The following is a 14,674-nucleotide window of genomic DNA, read 5'->3' as shown; positions in this document are numbered from 1 at the left end:
CGGTGTGGAAGGAGTCGACGATGATGACGATCCCCGTGGACGGAGCCCCGATGTGGCAGCCGCTGCGCGATGTCCGGACGCTGTCGGGCACGCTGGTGAGCCACTTCGTCGAGACCGTGGCCACCTGTCGAACGCTGCCCGGCGACGCGATCTCCGGTGACGTCACCGCGGTCACCCGATTGTGCCTGGAGATCGTCGGCGGGATGCTCGACGGTCGCGACGAGACCGAGCGGCTGAACCGGCTCTCGGTCGCCGCGGCGGGCTGGGCGCGCGAGGGTGTGCCGATCGACGCCATCTTGCACGCCTTCCACGAGGGTGTGCGGCTGAGTTTCGACGCGGTCTTCGACGCCGGCGCCGACGACGACCGGGCGAGCCTGCTCGACGGCTTCCGCCGGGCGGTCGCGATCTCGGATCAGCTGTGCACCACCGTGACCCGTGCCTACATCCGTGAGCACCGCGATGTCGCGGGCGAGCACCACACGGCCGTGCACACGCTCACCTCGGCACTGCTGGCGGGCCAGTCGACGGTCACCATGGCGCGCGAGTGCGGGATCGCCGTCGCCGACGCGTATTCGGTGCTGGCGCTGTCGATCCGGCGCCGCGGCGAGGCCGCCGACCCGCGGGTCGACCGGGCCGTGGTCGCCCGGCGCGCACTGCGCCGGGTGCAGGCGGCGCTGGCGCACCACGGTGGCGACCAGGTGTTGTCGCTGCTGTCGGTGGACGGTGGAACCCTGCTTGTCCCGGCCGAGCTGATGGACACCACCGCCATCGACGCCCTGATCGCGACGTTGTCGCGCGCGGCCGATGTCGACGTCACCGGCGCGCTGGTCCCAGCGACCATCGAGGAGATCCCGGCGGCCGCCGAGCGCGCGCACGAGCTGCTCGACATGGTGGAACGCCTCGATTGCGAACCCGGCCTCTATCGCTTCGGTGACCTGGCCCTGGAGTATCAGCTCACCCGTCCCGGTCCCGGCCGGGCCCGCCTCGGCGAGCTGCTCGCGCCGCTGGACGACCACCCCGAACTCTTCGAGACCCTGCGGGTGCACATCGCCAACAATATGAATCGCAGGCGCACGGCCCGCCTGCTGCACATCCACACCAACACCGTCGACTATCGCCTGCGCCGCATCGCCCAGCTGACCGGCCTGGACCCGGCCCAGGGCTCGGGCCTGTGGCAACTGCGCTCGGCGATGATCGCGCGCAGCTTCCACACCGGCCCCACCGTGGAAGCGCGCCTGGCCTGACCGGAAACCGGTGGCGGAGGCCGACTCCCCGATATATGGTTCACTAGACCAAAACCGGGGAGGGATCATGACCGTCGACACCGTCGACCAGCTGCGCCAGGCGATCGAGCAGGGTGCGACACCGAAGTACCTGGCGTTCTGGGGGCACACCCCACGCCCCGACGGCACGATCGGTGCGAGCTGCCTGAGCCAGTGGTGGCCCACCGATTTCGTCGTCGACGGCACCGCGTTCCGCAGCGCCGAGCACTACATGATGTGGCGCAAGGCGCTGCTGTTCGACGACGAGCGCACCGCCGCCCGCGTGCTCGAGGCCAACCATCCCGGTGTGGCCAAGAAGCTGGGCAGACAGATCCGCGCCTTCGACGACACCGTCTGGGAGCGCGCCCGCTTCGAGATCGTCGTCGCGGGCAGCGTGGCCAAATTCGGCCAGGACGACGACCTGCGCGCCTATCTGCTCGGCACCGGCGCGCGCGTGCTCGTCGAAGCCAGTCCGGTGGACCGGATCTGGGGCATCGGGCTGGCCGCCGACGACGCGCGCGCCACCGATCCGGGCCGGTGGCAGGGCCTCAACCTGCTCGGTTTCGCTCTCATGCGGGCGCGGGACGTGCTGGCCGCGGCGAGCTAGGCGGGAAAGCTATTTCTCGATGGCGCGTGCGGCGGTTCATGATTGGTTCGGCTTCGACCTCGAAGCCGACTTTTCGATGGGGAGATTCACTGATGTCTGTTGTGGGCAAATATGCCCTGGGTGTGGCCGCCATGTCCGCGGTGGCCGCGTTCACCGTCGTGAACGCGGGCTCGGCCGCGGCGGCCGAGAGCGGGGTGGCGATCGCCGAGGCGCCGGGTTACACGGCCGTCTCGCGCGACGGTGGTTTCCAGGCCGCCGCCGGTGATCTCTACGGCGCGCTGGCGTTGTCGTCGAAGGAAGCCGTGGTCGCCTCGGCGGTCAACTACGGCAGCTGGGCGGCCGCGAGCCAGGCCGCGCTGGCCGAGTGCGGCGTCTGGGACTGCCAGATCGTCGTCGAGTTCCGCAATGCCTGCGGCGCCGTCGCGCAGGGTGCCGACTACCGCTTCGGCTGGTCCTGGGATCACTCCCTGGCCGCGGCCGAGCGCTCGGCGATCGATGTGCTCGGGATCAGCGCACCGCCGTTCCCCGACCCGGGTTCGGCCTCGCCGCGCGCGGCGAGCGTCATCCTGTCCGCCTGCACGGCGAACGTCTGACGAACGAGCGGAAACGGGGTGCGGACCGATTCGGTCCGCACCCCGCTTTTCTTCGTCGCCGATATTCTCAGCGCCGCAATACCTTCCGGGCCAGCCAATTGCCGAAGAACTGCACGCCCTGCACGCCGGCGATGATGATCAGCGTCGCCACGATCGTGACTTCCCAATCGAATTGCTGATAGCCGTGGACCAGCGCGAAATCGCCGAGGCCGCCGCCGCCGACCGTGCCCGCCATGGCGGAGATGTCCACGATCGAGATCACCACGAAGGTGTAGCCGAGGATCAGCGGCCCGAGCGCTTCCGGAATCAGCAGCGTGAGAATGATCCGCAGCGGACCCGCGCCGACCGCGCGCGCCGCCTCGATCACTCCCGGATCGACCGTCACCAAGTTCTGTTCGACGATCCGGGCGATGCCGAACGAGGCCGCGACGATCATCACGAACAGCGCCGCCTCGGTGCCGATCGTGGTGCCGACGACCTCGAGGGTGACCGGACCCAGCGCGGCCAGCAGGATGATGAACGGGATCGGGCGCACGATGTTGACCAGCACGTTGAGCACCAGATAGAGCGGCGCGTTCGCCAGCAGCCCGCCTTTGCGGGTGGTGTAGAGCGCGGTGCCCAGCGCCAGGCCGATCACCCCGGCCACCACGAAGGTCACGCCCACCAGATAGACGGTGGTCCCGATCGCCTCGAACAGCGTGGGCCGCAACTTCTCCCAGTTGGTCTCCATCAGCGCGCCCTCCGCTCCAGGTCGGCGATCACGCGGTCCACCGCGTCGTCGGGACCGTGCAGCGCCAGGGTGATGCTGCCGAAGGTCTTGTCCTGCAACGTGCTCACCCCGCCGTAGACGATCTCGAAGCGCACGTCGGCCGTGGCCGCGGCGGCCAGCGCGGCGCCGATCCCGCTGTCGTCGTCGACGTCGACGGTGACCAGCCGGCCACCGTGCAGGTCGCGCAGCCGCTCGAGTTCGGCCGCGTCGGGCCGGTTGTGCAGCACGGTGGCCACGAACGAGCGGGTCGACGCGGCCCGCGGTGCCGCGAAGACATCGAAGGTGGGCGACAATTCGACGATCCGGCCTTCGGCCAGCACCGCCACCCGGTCGGCGACCGCGCGGATCACCTCCATCTCGTGGGTGATCACCACGATGGTCACCCCGAGCTCGGCATTGATCTTCTTCAGCAGCCGCAGCACCTCGGCCGTGGTCTCCGGGTCCAGCGCCGAGGTCGCCTCGTCGGCGAGCAGCAGCGACGGCGAGGTCGCCAGGGCACGAGCGATGCCGACGCGCTGCTTCTGACCGCCGGAGAGCTGATCGGGATAGGCGCGCGCCTTGTCGGTGAGGCCGACGAAGTCGAGCAGCTCGGCGACGCGCGCCTTGCGTTCGGCGCGCTTCCAGCCCGCGACCCTGAGCGGATATTCGATATTGCCCGCGGCCGTGCGCGACCGGAACAGGTTGAACTGCTGGAACACCATGCCGATATCGCGGCGCAGGGTGCGCACGGCCGACTCCCGCACCCCGGTGATCGGGGCGCCGGCGACGGTGATCGTGCCCGAGGTGGGCTTCTCCAGGGCGTTGATCAGCCGGACCAGGGTGATTTGCCCGCTCCGGAATAGCCGATCACGCCGAAGATCTCGCCCGCCTCGATCCGCAGATCGACGTCGTCGAGCGCGACGTGCCGCTCGGCGCCGCGGCCGAAGACCTTGGTGACCGAACGGAATTCGACGGCGGCGTCGGGTGCGCTCACTTGTTCGCGCGGATGCCCTGCTGCACCCGGTCGAGGATCTGCTCGAGCTCGGCGCCCGGACGGGTCACGGCGACCGCGGTGTTCTTGGTGACCTCCGCGTGCGCGGCGGCCACGGCCGGGTCCTTCCAGATCTCGACCAGCTTCAGGTAGGTCGGGTTGGTCTTGTCCTCGGCCCGCGTGACGATCACATTGATGTACGGCTCGGCGGACGGGTTCTTCGGATCGTCCTTGTACAGGGCCGACTGCGGGTCGATGCCGGAGCGGTCGAGGAAGGTGTTGTTGATCACCGATCCGTCGACCGAGGCCAGCGACAGCGCGGTCTGCGCGGCGTCGACCGGGGTCACCTTCACCTTGGAGGCGCCCTTGTCGATGTCGGCGGGGGTGGGCTGGGCGAAGGAGCCCGTCAGCTTCAGCAGTCCGGCGGCCTGGAGCACGAACAGCGCGCGGGCCTGGTTGGTCGGATCATTGGGGATCGCGATCTCACCGCCGGCCGGGATGTCGGCCAGTGCCTTGTGCTTGGTGGAGTACAGGCCCAGCGGCACGATGTAGGTCGAGCCGATCGGGGTCAGCGTGTCCGAGCTCGCCACGTTGTACTGGCCGAGGAATTGCAGGTGCTGGAACAGGTTGACATCGATCTGTTTCTGCGACAGCGCGGCATTGGGCTGCTTGTAGTCGGAGAAGTTGGTGATCTTCAGCGTGATGCCCTGCTCCTTGGCCTTCTGCTCGAAGACGTCCCAGGCCTTGTCCTTGTCGGTGGTGCCGATACGCACCACCGTGCCGGACTCGGTGTCGTCCGAACCGCACGCCGTGAGGGTGAGGGCCGCGGTTGCTACCAGGACCGGGATCGCCAGTACCCGACGGAATTTCACTTGATACTCCCGAATTGCTCGCTGAGGGTGAACCCGGTCATCCAAGCCGTGGTTCGTACGCGGAAACAACGGTTTGCGTTGCCTCGAGCGAAACCCTCGCTAACTCTTGGACGGGCGTCTAGTTTGCGGACGATGCGATTCCTGCGCCGTCTGCTGGTGCTCCCGGTCCCGGTCACGCCGGCGGTGGGTGTGCCCGCCCCGTGACGCCCTGGTGCCGATCGGGGCGACGGAGATCTTCCCGCTCACCCTGTACCACGATCCGGAGGTCGTCGCGGCGATCCGGGCCGAGACCGGCTACGCCGGGATCTTCGAGACCGGCGTGCTGAAGGAGTCCGGGTACGCGGCACTCACCGTCGACGCGGTCGCGGCGCGGGCCGGGGTGAGCAAGGCGACGATCTACCGCCGCTTCGCCACCAAGCAGGAATGACGGTCGCGGTCGTGTTGCACGGCCTGGACGAGGCCCCTCCCGCCGACACCGGCTCGCTCGAGGGCGACCTGGCCGCGCTCATCGAGCGGACCGGCGAGCAACTCCGTCATCGGCATGCTGCTCGACCGCGCGATCGCCCGGGGTGAGCTGGCTCGTCGCCCCGATCCGGCGATCGCAGGCGTTGCTGCTCGGTCCGCTGTTCGCGTGGATCGTCGTGCTCGACGAGGACCCCACGCGCGCACCGGAACTCGCGCGCATCGTCGCCCGGATGGTCACCGACGCGCTCGCCGCGGGCGTGGTGCCCGCCGCTGCGTCCTAGCGGCGGCGAGCACCACGAGCGCGGCCAGGGCGAACCCGGCCGCGATCGGCGGCAGCGCCGCGGCGCCCCACGTGCCGAGCGCGACGCCGCCGACCAGACCACCGAGCGAGACGCCGAGGTAGGTGCCGGAGGTGTTGAGCGCCAACGCCTGTGGCGCCAGCGGGCCGGTCAGCGACGCCAGCCGGGCCTGGATCGCGGGCGCGTTCCAGAACGCGGCCGTGCTCCACACCGCGAGGACCGGCAGCACCGCCGCGATCGGCACCGGACGCACGACCCACGTCACCCCCAGGTATCCCATCGAGACCGCGATCGCGGTGATCCCGGCCGCCAGCGCGCGCCGCGGACCCCACCGGTCGGTCGCCACGCCACCGCCCCACATTCCGGCGATCCCGGCGACTCCGGCCAGCCCGAACGACACCGCACGGGCATCGACGCCCGACCCGGTGACCTCGGTGAGGAACGGCGCGAGATAGGTGAGCATCATCATCGACCCGGTCATCAGCGAGACGTTCGCCAGCAGGCCCACCGCCACGGGTCGCCGACCGAGACTGCGCAGCTGGGCTCGCCAGTCCGGCACCACCCCGTCGGGGCGCTGCCGGGGCAGGGTTGCGAGCAGCCCACCGAGGGCGAGCGCGCCGCCGACGGCCATCGCGGCGAAACTCGCGCGCCAGCCGTACGCGCCGCCGATCCAGGTTCCGATCGGCACACCGACCGCGATCGAGCCGGTCACGCCCAGCGTCACCACGGCGAGATAGCGGCCCGCCTTGCCGTCGGGCGCCCGCTGGAACGCGGTGGCGAACAACGACGGGGTCGCGGCCGCGGCCGCGGCGGCCGCCACGATCCGCCACCCCATCAGGACACCGAACGACGGCGTCAGCAGCGCGCCGAGATTGGCCGCGACGAAGACACCCAGACAGGTCACGAGCAGTGCGCGGCGCGCGACGCGCGCGAGCAGCACACCGGCGACCGGCGCCACGATCGCGACGGTCACGGCGAAGACCGTCACGAGCTGACCGGCCGCGGCCTGACGCACACCGAGATCACGGGCGATCTCGGGCAGGACACCGGCGATCACGTAATCGTCGGTGTAGAAGACGAACGAGGCGGCGAACAGCGCCACCAACCATCGAGGCATAGCAGACTCCCACTGGTACCGAGCTGACTGCGCGCGTCCCGGCGACAGGGGGACGCGCGACAACGGGCAGACAGTGGCCGGCCGGTGTGTTCGGAGCACGACGAACCGCCGTGCCTGTCGGCACGGTGTCGTCGCGTCGGGAACGGCCACCGGCGGACCGGTGGCTAGAGTCTGTCGGCCTCGGTAGCGGTGGTCACGATCGCCAAACTACCGCACCGAAATCCTCGGCGCCGCCGAGTTTTCGGCGCTCAGTCGCCCAGATACTGGTGGACCAGCATCACGGCCATCGAGCCCTCGCCGACGGCGGCCGCCACCCGGCGACCGTTGTAGGCGCGCACGTCGCCCGCGGCGAAGACGCCGGGCACGGTGGTCTCCAGATGCAGCGGCGGCCGGGGCAGTGGCCAGCGCGCGGCGGCGAGCGGGGCGGCCGCGATGTCGGGTCCGGTGAGCAGATAGCCGTTGTCGTCGCGGGCGAACCCGGGGGCGAGCCAGCCGGTGGCGGGGTCGGCGCCGATGAAGGCGAACAGCCAGGTCGCGGCCACCTCCTCGGCGGCGCCGGTACGCCGGTCACGCAGGGTGAGGCGTTCGAGGTGGGTGCCGCCTGCCGCCGCGGCGACCTCGGTGCCGGTGCGGACGTGGATCTCCGGAATCGACTCGATCTGCTCGATCAGGTAGGTCGACATCCGCGCCGCCAGCGACTCGGCGCGGACCAGCAGGAACACCCGCCGGGCGCAGCTGGCGAAGTAGACCGCCGCCTGGCCCGCCGAGTTGGCGCCGCCGACGATGTAGACGTCGGCCCCCGAGCACAGCGGCGCCTCGGTGAGCGCCGAGAAGTAGTAGACGCCGCGACCGGCGAAGTCCGCGATGCCGGGCGCGTCGAGGGTGCGGAAGGTCGCGCCGGTGGCGATGATCGCCGAGCGCGCCGTGACCGTCGTGGCGCCGCAGTGCGCCGTGACGCCGTCGGCGTCGGCCGTGAGCGCGTCGGCGGCCAGGCTGATCACCAGTTCCGCGCCGAACTTGCCCGCCTGGCGACGCGCCCGATCGGTGAGCTGGGCGCCGGAGATGCCGTCGGGGAAGCCGAGATAGTTCTCGATGCGGGAACTCAGCCCGGCCTGCCCGCCGATCGCCCAGCGTTCGAGCAGGACGGTGTGCAGCCCTTCGGACGCGCCGTAGACGGCGGCGGCCATCCCCGCGGGCCCGCCGCCGACGATGAGCAGGTCGTAGCCGCCGGAACTCGGCGTGGTGTGCAGCCCGGCCCAGCGGGCGAGTTGTTCCTCGTCGGCGGGGCGCAGGGCGCGCCCGTCCGGCCCGATCAACACGGGGGTGTCGGCGGCGTCGAAGCCGTGCGCGGTGAGCAGCTCCCGGCCCGCCGGATCGGTGGGGCGCACCCACCGGCAGGCGATCTCGTTACGGCTCAGGAAGGTGCGAATGGCCGCGCACGCGGGCGACCACACCTCGCCGACCACGGTCAGCGCGGCGGAGTCGTGCTCGTCCGGTGCGGTGGGAGCCACCCGTCGAGGATAGGCCCGTTCAGCGGCGCGGGTGCTCCACCGACAGCCTGCCGCGCCGGATCAGATCGTGGCGGGTGGTGGCCGACATCGGCGGCAGCGGCTGTTCGCCGCCCGCCTCGTCGGGGTTCGGGCGCACGAGCAGGGTGACGGTCGCGGCGGGCACGAAGCCGGTGCTGGTCATCAGCGCCGCCGAGGCGCTGTTGCGGTCCTCGACATCGGTGACGATATGGCGGGCGCCGCGCGCGAACAGCGCCTCCGAGCACACGTTCACCAGCCGCCGGGCGATGCCGTGGCCCTGCATGTCGGGCGCGACGGCGATCCATTCGAGGTAGGCCCAGTCGTCGCGGTGCTCGAATTCCATCGAGCCGAGCACGAAGCCGACGACGCGGTCGGAGTCCAGGGCGACCCAGCAGGCGTTGTCGGGGCTGTCCAGATGCTCGGCGACCGCCGTGAGCGACCACGAGGTGTAGGGCTTGGTGGTCGTGTCGAACACCTGGTGGCCGAGATCGAGGACTTGACGCAGATGTCCCAGCCCCATCGGCACGACAGCGATCGAGGAGTCCATGCGGGCCAGTCTGCCCTACGCGCCTTTGCGCGCCGCGGTCTTGCTGTCGGCGGATTTCTTCGGCGCGGCTTTCCGGGGCGCCGCTTTCTTGGCGGGCGCCTTCTTCGCCGCCTTCTTCGCTGGTGCCTGCGCCGAGTCGGCGTCGCGGCGGCCGCTCGCCTCGAGACTGCGTTGCAGCGCGGCGACCAGATCGACGACCTCGGCATCGGTTTGTTCGGCGGGCTCGGCCGCCGCGGTGGACTCCACCTTGCCCGAGCCGCTGGCGATCGCCTCGTCGAGCAGTTTCTGCAATTCGATCTGGTATTCGTCGGTGTATTCGCTGGGATCGAAATCGCCCGACATGGATTCGACCAGCGTCTCGGCCATCTTCAATTCCTGCGGGCGCGGCGCGGGCGCGTCGTCGAGGGCCGGGAAGTCGACGGCACGCACCTCGTCGGGCCACAGCAGGGTTTGCAGCACGAGCACGCCGTCGCGCACCCGCAATGCCGCCAGCCTGGTCTTCTGTCGCAGCGTGAAGTGGACCAGCGCGGTCTTGTCGATGCGCTCGAGGGTGGCGGCCAGCAATTGGTAGGCCTTGGGCGTGGCCGAATCCGGTTCGAGGTAGTAGCTCTTGTCGAACAGCACCGGGTCGATCTGTTCGGAGGGCACGAATTCCAGCACCGGGATCTCGTGCTTCTCCGCCGCGGGGAGTTTCGCGAAATCGGCGTCGGTGAGCACGACCTGGTCGCCGTCGGGGGAGACGTAGGCCTTGTCGATGTCGGAATACTGGACGGAATTGCCGCACACCTGGCAGACACGGTCGTATTTGATCCGGCCGCCGTCCTTGGCGTGGACCTGATGGAACCGAATATCGTGGTCCTCGGTCGCGGTGTAGACCTTGACCGGGACATTGACCAGCCCGAATGCGATCGAGCCCTTCCAGATCGATCTCATTTCCCCATGATGGCCGAGATATCGCCCGGGGGCGAGCGGCCGCCGCCGAACCGGTGCCCGTCCGTGACGCGGCGGTGCTTGAAATCGTCGCGTCTGATCCAATCGACGGGTGCACGCCGAGCTGATCATCTGCGGACTCGGCCCCGCGGGCCGGGCGGTGGCCCATCGCGCCCTGACCCGTGGGCGGCCGGTGACGGTGATCGATCCGCACCCCGACCGCGTCTGGACGCCCACCTATGCCGCCTGGGCCGACGAACTGCCGGACTGGCTCGACCCGGCGGTCGTCGCCGCGACCGTCGACCGGCCGACGGCCTGGGCGCTCGGCGAGCACCGGCTCGAGCGCGCCTATCAGGTCCTCGATACCGCGGCGCTGCAACGATCGCTGACGATCGACGGTGCCGAGGTGATCGCCGATCGAGTCGTCGACCTGGACGCGCGGGCGGGCACGGTGCGCACGGCGAGCGGGATCACCCGAGCCGGCCGGGTGATCGACGCCCGCGGCCTGACCAGATCGGCACGCCGGGCCGAGCAGACGGCGTACGGCATCGTCGTCCGCCGCGACGCCCTCGACGCCGACCAGCCGACGCTGTTCATGGACTGGCGGTCGGACAACGGCGCCGGCACCGATGATCCGGCCTCGTTCCTCTACGTCGTCCCGCTCGGCCCGGACACCATGTTGTTCGAGGAAACGTGCCTCGCGGGCAGGCCCGCTCTCGGGCTCGAGGTGCTGCGGCGCAGGCTGGAACACCGCTTGCGCGCCCGCGGCATCGCGGTCACCGGTGCGGAACCGGTCGAGCGGGTGCGCTTCCCCGTGGAAGGTGGCAGGCCGGGCGGTGGCCGGTTCGGGGCCGCGGGTGGCCTGACCCATCCCGCCACCGGGTACAGCGTCGCCGCCTCGCTGCGCGCGGCCGACCTCGTCGTCGCGGGCGGGACTGCGTGGACCGGCCGGGCGCGCGCCGTGGCCGCCCTGCGCCGCGCCGGTCTGCGGGCGCTGCTGGCGCTCCCGCCGCGTGACGTCGCGATCTTCTTCGCCGCCTTCTTCGCGCTGCCCGACACGCTGCAACGGTCGTACCTGTCCGGTGACGACCTGGGCGGCACCCTGGCGGCGATGCGCGCGTTGTTCGCTGCGCTACCTCCGCGCCTGCGCCGCACCCTGGTGATCTCGGTGGCCGGAATCGGGTGAGATCCGGCCCGATCGCGACCGCCCGACGTGCCGGGTGCTGGCGCGCCGAGCACGACGAGCGGTGCTCGCGCGGCGCGGTGTAGCGGACCGGTCGCTGACCCGGATCCGGTGGGTGTGCGCGGGGTCGGCCCGAGGCCCGGCGGCGGCGCCACGAAGTTGCTACCATCGCCGAGCGAACGCGCCCACCCGCCAACAGGATCGGGCCGACGAGGCGGATGGCCGGGAGTTCCCCCAGCCCCGCGCGTCGATGTGCGTGCCGCCCAGTTGCGTGACTAGTTAGGGGAATATCGGTGTTCGAATTCACCAAGCGGCGCAGCCGCTGGGTGCTCGGCGTGTTCGCGGTGCTCGCGGTGGTGCTCGGCGCACTCGGCGCCACGCTGTTCGAGCGGGTGGAGGGCGGCGGATACACCGACCCGGGCAGCGAATCCAGCAGAGCGCTCGAGGTGCTGCGCGAGGAGTTCGGGCAGTCACCGCCGAACCTGCTGCTGCTGGTACAGACGGAGTCCTCGGTCGAGGACCCCGAATCCACTGCCGCGGCAACGGCGCTGGTCGCCAACCTGCAGGAACGCGAGGGCGTCACCGACGTCGCCTCCTACTGGACCACCCACCAGCCCGCGCTGCGCAGTGTCGACGGCAAGCAGGGCCTCATCGTGGCCAGTGTGCTCGGCAGCGAACGCGAGATCGACGAACGCGTCGCCGCGATCGCCGACGAGCTCAGCGGCACCCACGGGACGCTGCAGGTGCGGGCGGGCGGCTTCGCCATGCTGATGCACGAGACCGTCGAGCAGGGCAAGCGCGACATCGCCAAGGGCGAGGCGATTGCCTTCCCGCTCACACTGCTCGCGTTGCTGTTCGTCTTCGGCGGGCTGGTCGCGGCGAGTCTGCCGCTGCTGGTCGCGTTCGTGACCGTGCTGACGACCATGGGCGCGCTGTGGATGCTCACCCTGTTCACGCCGCTCTCGGTGAGCGCGACCAACGTGGCCACCCTGCTCGGCCTCGGTCTGGCCATCGACTACAGCCTGCTGATCGTCAACCGCTATCGCGACGAACTGTCCGAGGGCCGCACCCCGGCCGGCGCGGTGGCGACCACCCTGCGCACCGCGGGCCGCACGGTCGCGTTCTCGGCGCTGACGGTCGCCGTCGCGCTCGCCGGTCTGCTGTTCTTCCCGCTGCTGGCGATCCGGTCGATGGGATACGCGGGCATCCTCGTCGCGGCGCTGGCCGCGACGGTCTCGCTGACCGTGCTGCCCGCGACCCTGCTGCTGCTCGGGACCCGCATCGACAAGGGCCAGCTCGGCTGGTGGTTCCTGCGGGCGCCGCGGCCGGCTCCGGGCGAGGGCGCCTGGCACAAGCTGGCCACCGCGGTGATGCGCAAGCCGATCCCGATCGGCCTGGCCGTGACCGCGCTGCTACTGATCCTGGGCGCGCCGTTCCTGGGCGTGCAGCTGGGCTTCCCCGACGAGCGCAGCCTGCCCGCGTCGATGCCCTCGCGCCAGGTCACCGAGATCGTGCACGCCGACTTCGGCGAGAGCGACCAGAACCCCCTGGTCGCCGTGCTGCCCGAGAGCGCCTACAGCGCGGCGGGAGTGGACGCCATCGCCCGCCGGATGTCGGATCTGACGCACGTGCGCCGGGTCGACACCGCGACCGGCAGCTACGCCCAGGGCGGTCTGCTCACCGGTCCCACCGCGGCCAACGCCCGGTTCCGGGCGGATCGGGCCGTCTACCTGTCCATCGTGCCCGCCACCACCGACAGCGCCGCGCTGTCGGACCTGGTCGGGCAGGTGCGCGCGGTCGAGACGCCGAGCGAGCTGCTGGTCGGCGGCGTACCCGCGGCCAACGTCGACTCCATCACCGCCATCGAGGACGCCCTGCCCTGGGCGCTCGGTTTCGTGGTGATCGTGATGCTGCTCGTGCTGTTCGCGCTCACCGGCAGCGTGGTGCTGCCCGTGCTCGCGGTGGTGCTGAGCGCGCTGAGCCTGACCGCGACCTTCGGCGCGCTGGTGTGGATCTTCCAGGACGGGCACCTGTCCGGGCTGCTCGGCTTCACCGTCACCGGCGATCTGTCCGCCACCGTGCCGGTGATGCTGTTCGCCGCCGCGTTCGGTCTCGCGATGGACTACCAGGTCTTCCTGCTCTCGCGCATCCGCGAGGAGTACGACCGCACCGGCAAGAACGACACCGCCGTCGCGCTCGGCCTGGAGCGGATCGGCCGCATCGTCACCGCCGCCGCGATCCTGATCTCGGTGGTGTTCCTGGGCTTCCTGGCCTCCGACATCACCTTCATGAAGGCCTTCGGCATCGGCCTGCCGCTGGCGGTCATCGTCGACGCCACCCTGGTGCGCGGCTTCCTGCTGCCCGCCGCGATGAAGGTGCTCGGCGACGCCAACTGGTACGCACCGGAATTCCTGCGCCGCCTGCACGATCGGTGGGGCCTGGACGAGGGCGGCGCCGGCCGGTCGCTGAATCACGATGTCCCCGTGCGTGATCCGCTGGGTGTCACCACCGGCAGGCCGGTGGCCGAGACCGAGACCCTGGTCAACGACCCGCTGGCGCGCGCGCAGGCGGCCCGCGCCGAGGAGGGCTTGGCCGCCGCCGGACGGGAGTCCGCGGACTGACCCCGACGTCGTAGTTCCGCTGGGCGGCATCGGTTTCGCGTGGGAAACCGATGCCGCCCTTGCGTCGGTCAGATGCCGCCGGTGGCGAGCAGGCCGCCGTCGACCCGGACGCAGTCGCCGGTGATCCAGGCGGCTTCGTCGGAGACCAGGAACGCGATCAGCTTGGCGACGTCCTCGGGGACGCCGAGGCGCTTCAAGGGGTAGACGCTCGCGGCGCGGTCCTCGTCGGCCGAGTACAGGGCGTCGGCGAACTTGGTCTTCACCACGCCCGGCGCCACCGCGTTGACGCGGATGTTCGGGCCCAGCTGCCAGGCCAGTTCCTCGGTGAGCCGGATCAGCGCCGCCTTGGAGGCGCCGTAGGCGGAGATCACGCCCGAGGACCGGATGCCGGCCACGCTGGCCACGTTGACGATCGCGCCGCCGTGCTCGGCCATCCACGCCCGGTAGGCCTGCTGGATGTAGCCCAGCGAGGCCACCACGTTCACGTCGAAGATCTTGCCGACCGCGCCCAGGTCGGCGTCCATCAGCGCGCCGTACACCGGGTTGATGCCGGTGTTGTTGACCAGGATGTCGAGCGAACCGAACTCCGCGACCGCGCGGGCCACCGCCTCGGCGCGCGCCTCGGCGTCGCCCGCGTTGCCCGCCAGCGCGCTCACCTGCCCCGGGTGTCCGAGGGCGCGCAGCTCGGTGGCCGCCGCCTCGAGCGGTTCGGGTTTGCGCGCGGTGATCAGCACGTTGGCCCCGCGACGCAGGAGTTCGGCCGCGGTGGCCAGGCCGATGCCGCGGCTCGCTCCGGTGACGAGGGCGGTCCTGCCCAGTAGATCGGTAGTCATGCGACGAGAGTAACCACGCTCACACCGGGCGGCGCCGGTTCGGTCGCCGAGTCCGCGGACGGTAAAATGAGTGGTTC

General features: G+C 70.8%; 15 protein-coding genes and 1 pseudogene. 8 read left to right on the top strand and 8 right to left on the bottom strand.

The window, feature by feature from the left end; genetic code table 11:
* Positions 1-20: 20 nt before the first annotated feature.
* From ATM97_RS12830 to ATM97_RS12820, 3 genes are all read left to right on the top strand, one after another.
* The gene (locus ATM97_RS12830; RefSeq protein ID WP_218718225.1) at positions 21-1,244 is read left to right on the top strand and encodes a CdaR family transcriptional regulator; all 1,224 of its coding nucleotides are present in this window, start codon (positions 21-23) and stop codon (positions 1,242-1,244) included.
* A 67-nt stretch (positions 1,245-1,311) separates the two neighbouring features.
* The gene (locus ATM97_RS12825; RefSeq protein ID WP_218718224.1) at positions 1,312-1,869 is read left to right on the top strand and encodes an NADAR family protein; all 558 of its coding nucleotides are present in this window, start codon (positions 1,312-1,314) and stop codon (positions 1,867-1,869) included.
* A 92-nt stretch (positions 1,870-1,961) separates the two neighbouring features.
* Positions 1,962-2,462 (top strand): DUF4189 domain-containing protein, encoded by a 501-nt coding sequence (locus ATM97_RS12820; protein ID WP_218718223.1) that lies wholly within the window; start codon positions 1,962-1,964, stop codon positions 2,460-2,462.
* A 67-nt stretch (positions 2,463-2,529) separates the two neighbouring features.
* Here ATM97_RS12820 and ATM97_RS12815 read toward each other — a convergent pair whose 3' ends face one another.
* From ATM97_RS12815 to ATM97_RS12805, 3 genes and pseudogenes are all read right to left on the bottom strand, one after another.
* A complete protein-coding gene (locus ATM97_RS12815; protein WP_218718222.1) occupies positions 2,530-3,192 on the bottom strand; it encodes a methionine ABC transporter permease in 663 nt (220 codons plus the stop codon).
* Positions 3,192-4,204: pseudogene (locus tag ATM97_RS12810) on the bottom strand (methionine ABC transporter ATP-binding protein). Before ATM97_RS12810 ends, ATM97_RS12815 begins: the two are co-directional and overlap by 1 nt.
* A complete protein-coding gene (locus ATM97_RS12805) occupies positions 4,201-5,073 on the bottom strand; it encodes a MetQ/NlpA family ABC transporter substrate-binding protein (RefSeq protein WP_218718221.1) in 873 nt (290 codons plus the stop codon). The pseudogene ATM97_RS12810 and the gene ATM97_RS12805 overlap by 4 nt, the downstream one beginning before the upstream one ends.
* Positions 5,074-5,260: 187 nt before the next feature.
* On the opposite strand from ATM97_RS12805, the gene ATM97_RS12800 reads away from it, so the two are divergent.
* The 3 genes from ATM97_RS12800 to ATM97_RS12790 are packed head-to-tail and all read left to right on the top strand — an operon-like array spanning position 5,261 to position 5,819.
* On the top strand, positions 5,261-5,500 hold the full coding sequence (locus ATM97_RS12800; protein WP_255587653.1) for a helix-turn-helix domain-containing protein: 240 nt from the start codon (positions 5,261-5,263) through the stop codon (positions 5,498-5,500).
* The gene (locus ATM97_RS12795; protein ID WP_218718220.1) at positions 5,497-5,646 is read left to right on the top strand and encodes a hypothetical protein; all 150 of its coding nucleotides are present in this window, start codon (positions 5,497-5,499) and stop codon (positions 5,644-5,646) included. Before ATM97_RS12800 ends, ATM97_RS12795 begins: the two co-directional genes overlap by 4 nt.
* Positions 5,643-5,819 carry a hypothetical protein gene (locus ATM97_RS12790; RefSeq protein WP_218718219.1) on the top strand — a complete coding sequence of 59 codons (177 nt, stop codon included), beginning with the start codon at positions 5,643-5,645 and terminating at the stop codon, positions 5,817-5,819. The genes ATM97_RS12795 and ATM97_RS12790 overlap by 4 nt, the downstream gene beginning before the upstream one ends.
* On the opposite strand, the gene ATM97_RS12785 is transcribed toward ATM97_RS12790, so the two are convergent.
* The 4 genes from ATM97_RS12785 to ATM97_RS12770 all read right to left on the bottom strand — a co-directional run bounded on the left by ATM97_RS12785 (position 5,773) and on the right by ATM97_RS12770 (position 9,963).
* Positions 5,773-6,954, bottom strand: a complete 1,182-nt coding sequence (locus tag ATM97_RS12785) for an MFS transporter (RefSeq protein ID WP_255587651.1) — start codon at positions 6,952-6,954, stop codon at positions 5,773-5,775. The two genes, ATM97_RS12790 and ATM97_RS12785, sit on opposite strands and share 47 nt — an antisense overlap.
* A gap of 248 nt (positions 6,955-7,202) precedes the next feature.
* Positions 7,203-8,465 carry an FAD-dependent oxidoreductase gene (locus ATM97_RS12780; protein ID WP_218718218.1) on the bottom strand — a complete coding sequence of 421 codons (1,263 nt, stop codon included), beginning with the start codon at positions 8,463-8,465 and terminating at the stop codon, positions 7,203-7,205.
* A gap of 19 nt (positions 8,466-8,484) precedes the next feature.
* Entirely contained in the window at positions 8,485-9,030 is a 546-nt protein-coding gene (locus ATM97_RS12775) for a GNAT family N-acetyltransferase (protein WP_218718217.1), read from the bottom strand.
* Between the two features lie 15 nt (positions 9,031-9,045).
* A complete protein-coding gene (locus tag ATM97_RS12770) occupies positions 9,046-9,963 on the bottom strand; it encodes a Ku protein (protein ID WP_218718216.1) in 918 nt (305 codons plus the stop codon).
* A gap of 109 nt (positions 9,964-10,072) precedes the next feature.
* On the opposite strand from ATM97_RS12770, the gene ATM97_RS12765 reads away from it, so the two are divergent.
* Together ATM97_RS12765 and ATM97_RS12760 are read left to right on the top strand one after the other, a co-directional pair.
* Positions 10,073-11,146: a lycopene cyclase family protein gene (locus ATM97_RS12765; protein WP_308248462.1), complete on the top strand. Its 1,074-nt coding sequence runs from the start codon at positions 10,073-10,075 to the stop codon at positions 11,144-11,146.
* A 290-nt stretch (positions 11,147-11,436) separates the two neighbouring features.
* Positions 11,437-13,764: an MMPL family transporter gene (locus tag ATM97_RS12760; protein ID WP_218718215.1), complete on the top strand. Its 2,328-nt coding sequence runs from the start codon at positions 11,437-11,439 to the stop codon at positions 13,762-13,764.
* 68 nt (positions 13,765-13,832) lie between these two features.
* Here the strand turns inward: ATM97_RS12760 and ATM97_RS12755 are convergent, their stop codons facing one another.
* A complete protein-coding gene (locus ATM97_RS12755; RefSeq protein WP_218718214.1) occupies positions 13,833-14,597 on the bottom strand; it encodes an SDR family oxidoreductase in 765 nt (254 codons plus the stop codon).
* Between the last annotated feature and the right edge of the window lie 77 nt (positions 14,598-14,674).

The organism is Nocardia sp. MH4, from assembly GCF_019266065.1.
Lineage (GTDB): Bacteria > Actinomycetota > Actinomycetes > Mycobacteriales > Mycobacteriaceae > Nocardia > Nocardia canadensis.
This window is presented reverse-complemented; position numbering and strand designations above follow the sequence as displayed.

Coding starts and splice junctions, on each gene's coding strand:
- ATM97_RS12820 (WP_218718223.1), top strand. CDS start 1,962: ATGTCTGTTGTGGGCAAATATGCCCTGGGTGTGGCCGCCATGTCCGCG.
- ATM97_RS12755 (WP_218718214.1), bottom strand. CDS start 14,597: ATGACTACCGATCTACTGGGCAGGACCGCCCTCGTCACCGGAGCGAGC.
- ATM97_RS12785 (WP_255587651.1), bottom strand. CDS start 6,954: ATGCCTCGATGGTTGGTGGCGCTGTTCGCCGCCTCGTTCGTCTTCTAC.
- ATM97_RS12830 (WP_218718225.1), top strand. CDS start 21: ATGATGACGATCCCCGTGGACGGAGCCCCGATGTGGCAGCCGCTGCGC.
- ATM97_RS12825 (WP_218718224.1), top strand. CDS start 1,312: ATGACCGTCGACACCGTCGACCAGCTGCGCCAGGCGATCGAGCAGGGT.
- ATM97_RS12815 (WP_218718222.1), bottom strand. CDS start 3,192: ATGGAGACCAACTGGGAGAAGTTGCGGCCCACGCTGTTCGAGGCGATC.
- ATM97_RS12775 (WP_218718217.1), bottom strand. CDS start 9,030: ATGGACTCCTCGATCGCTGTCGTGCCGATGGGGCTGGGACATCTGCGT.
- ATM97_RS12770 (WP_218718216.1), bottom strand. CDS start 9,963: ATGAGATCGATCTGGAAGGGCTCGATCGCATTCGGGCTGGTCAATGTC.
- ATM97_RS12795 (WP_218718220.1), top strand. CDS start 5,497: ATGACGGTCGCGGTCGTGTTGCACGGCCTGGACGAGGCCCCTCCCGCC.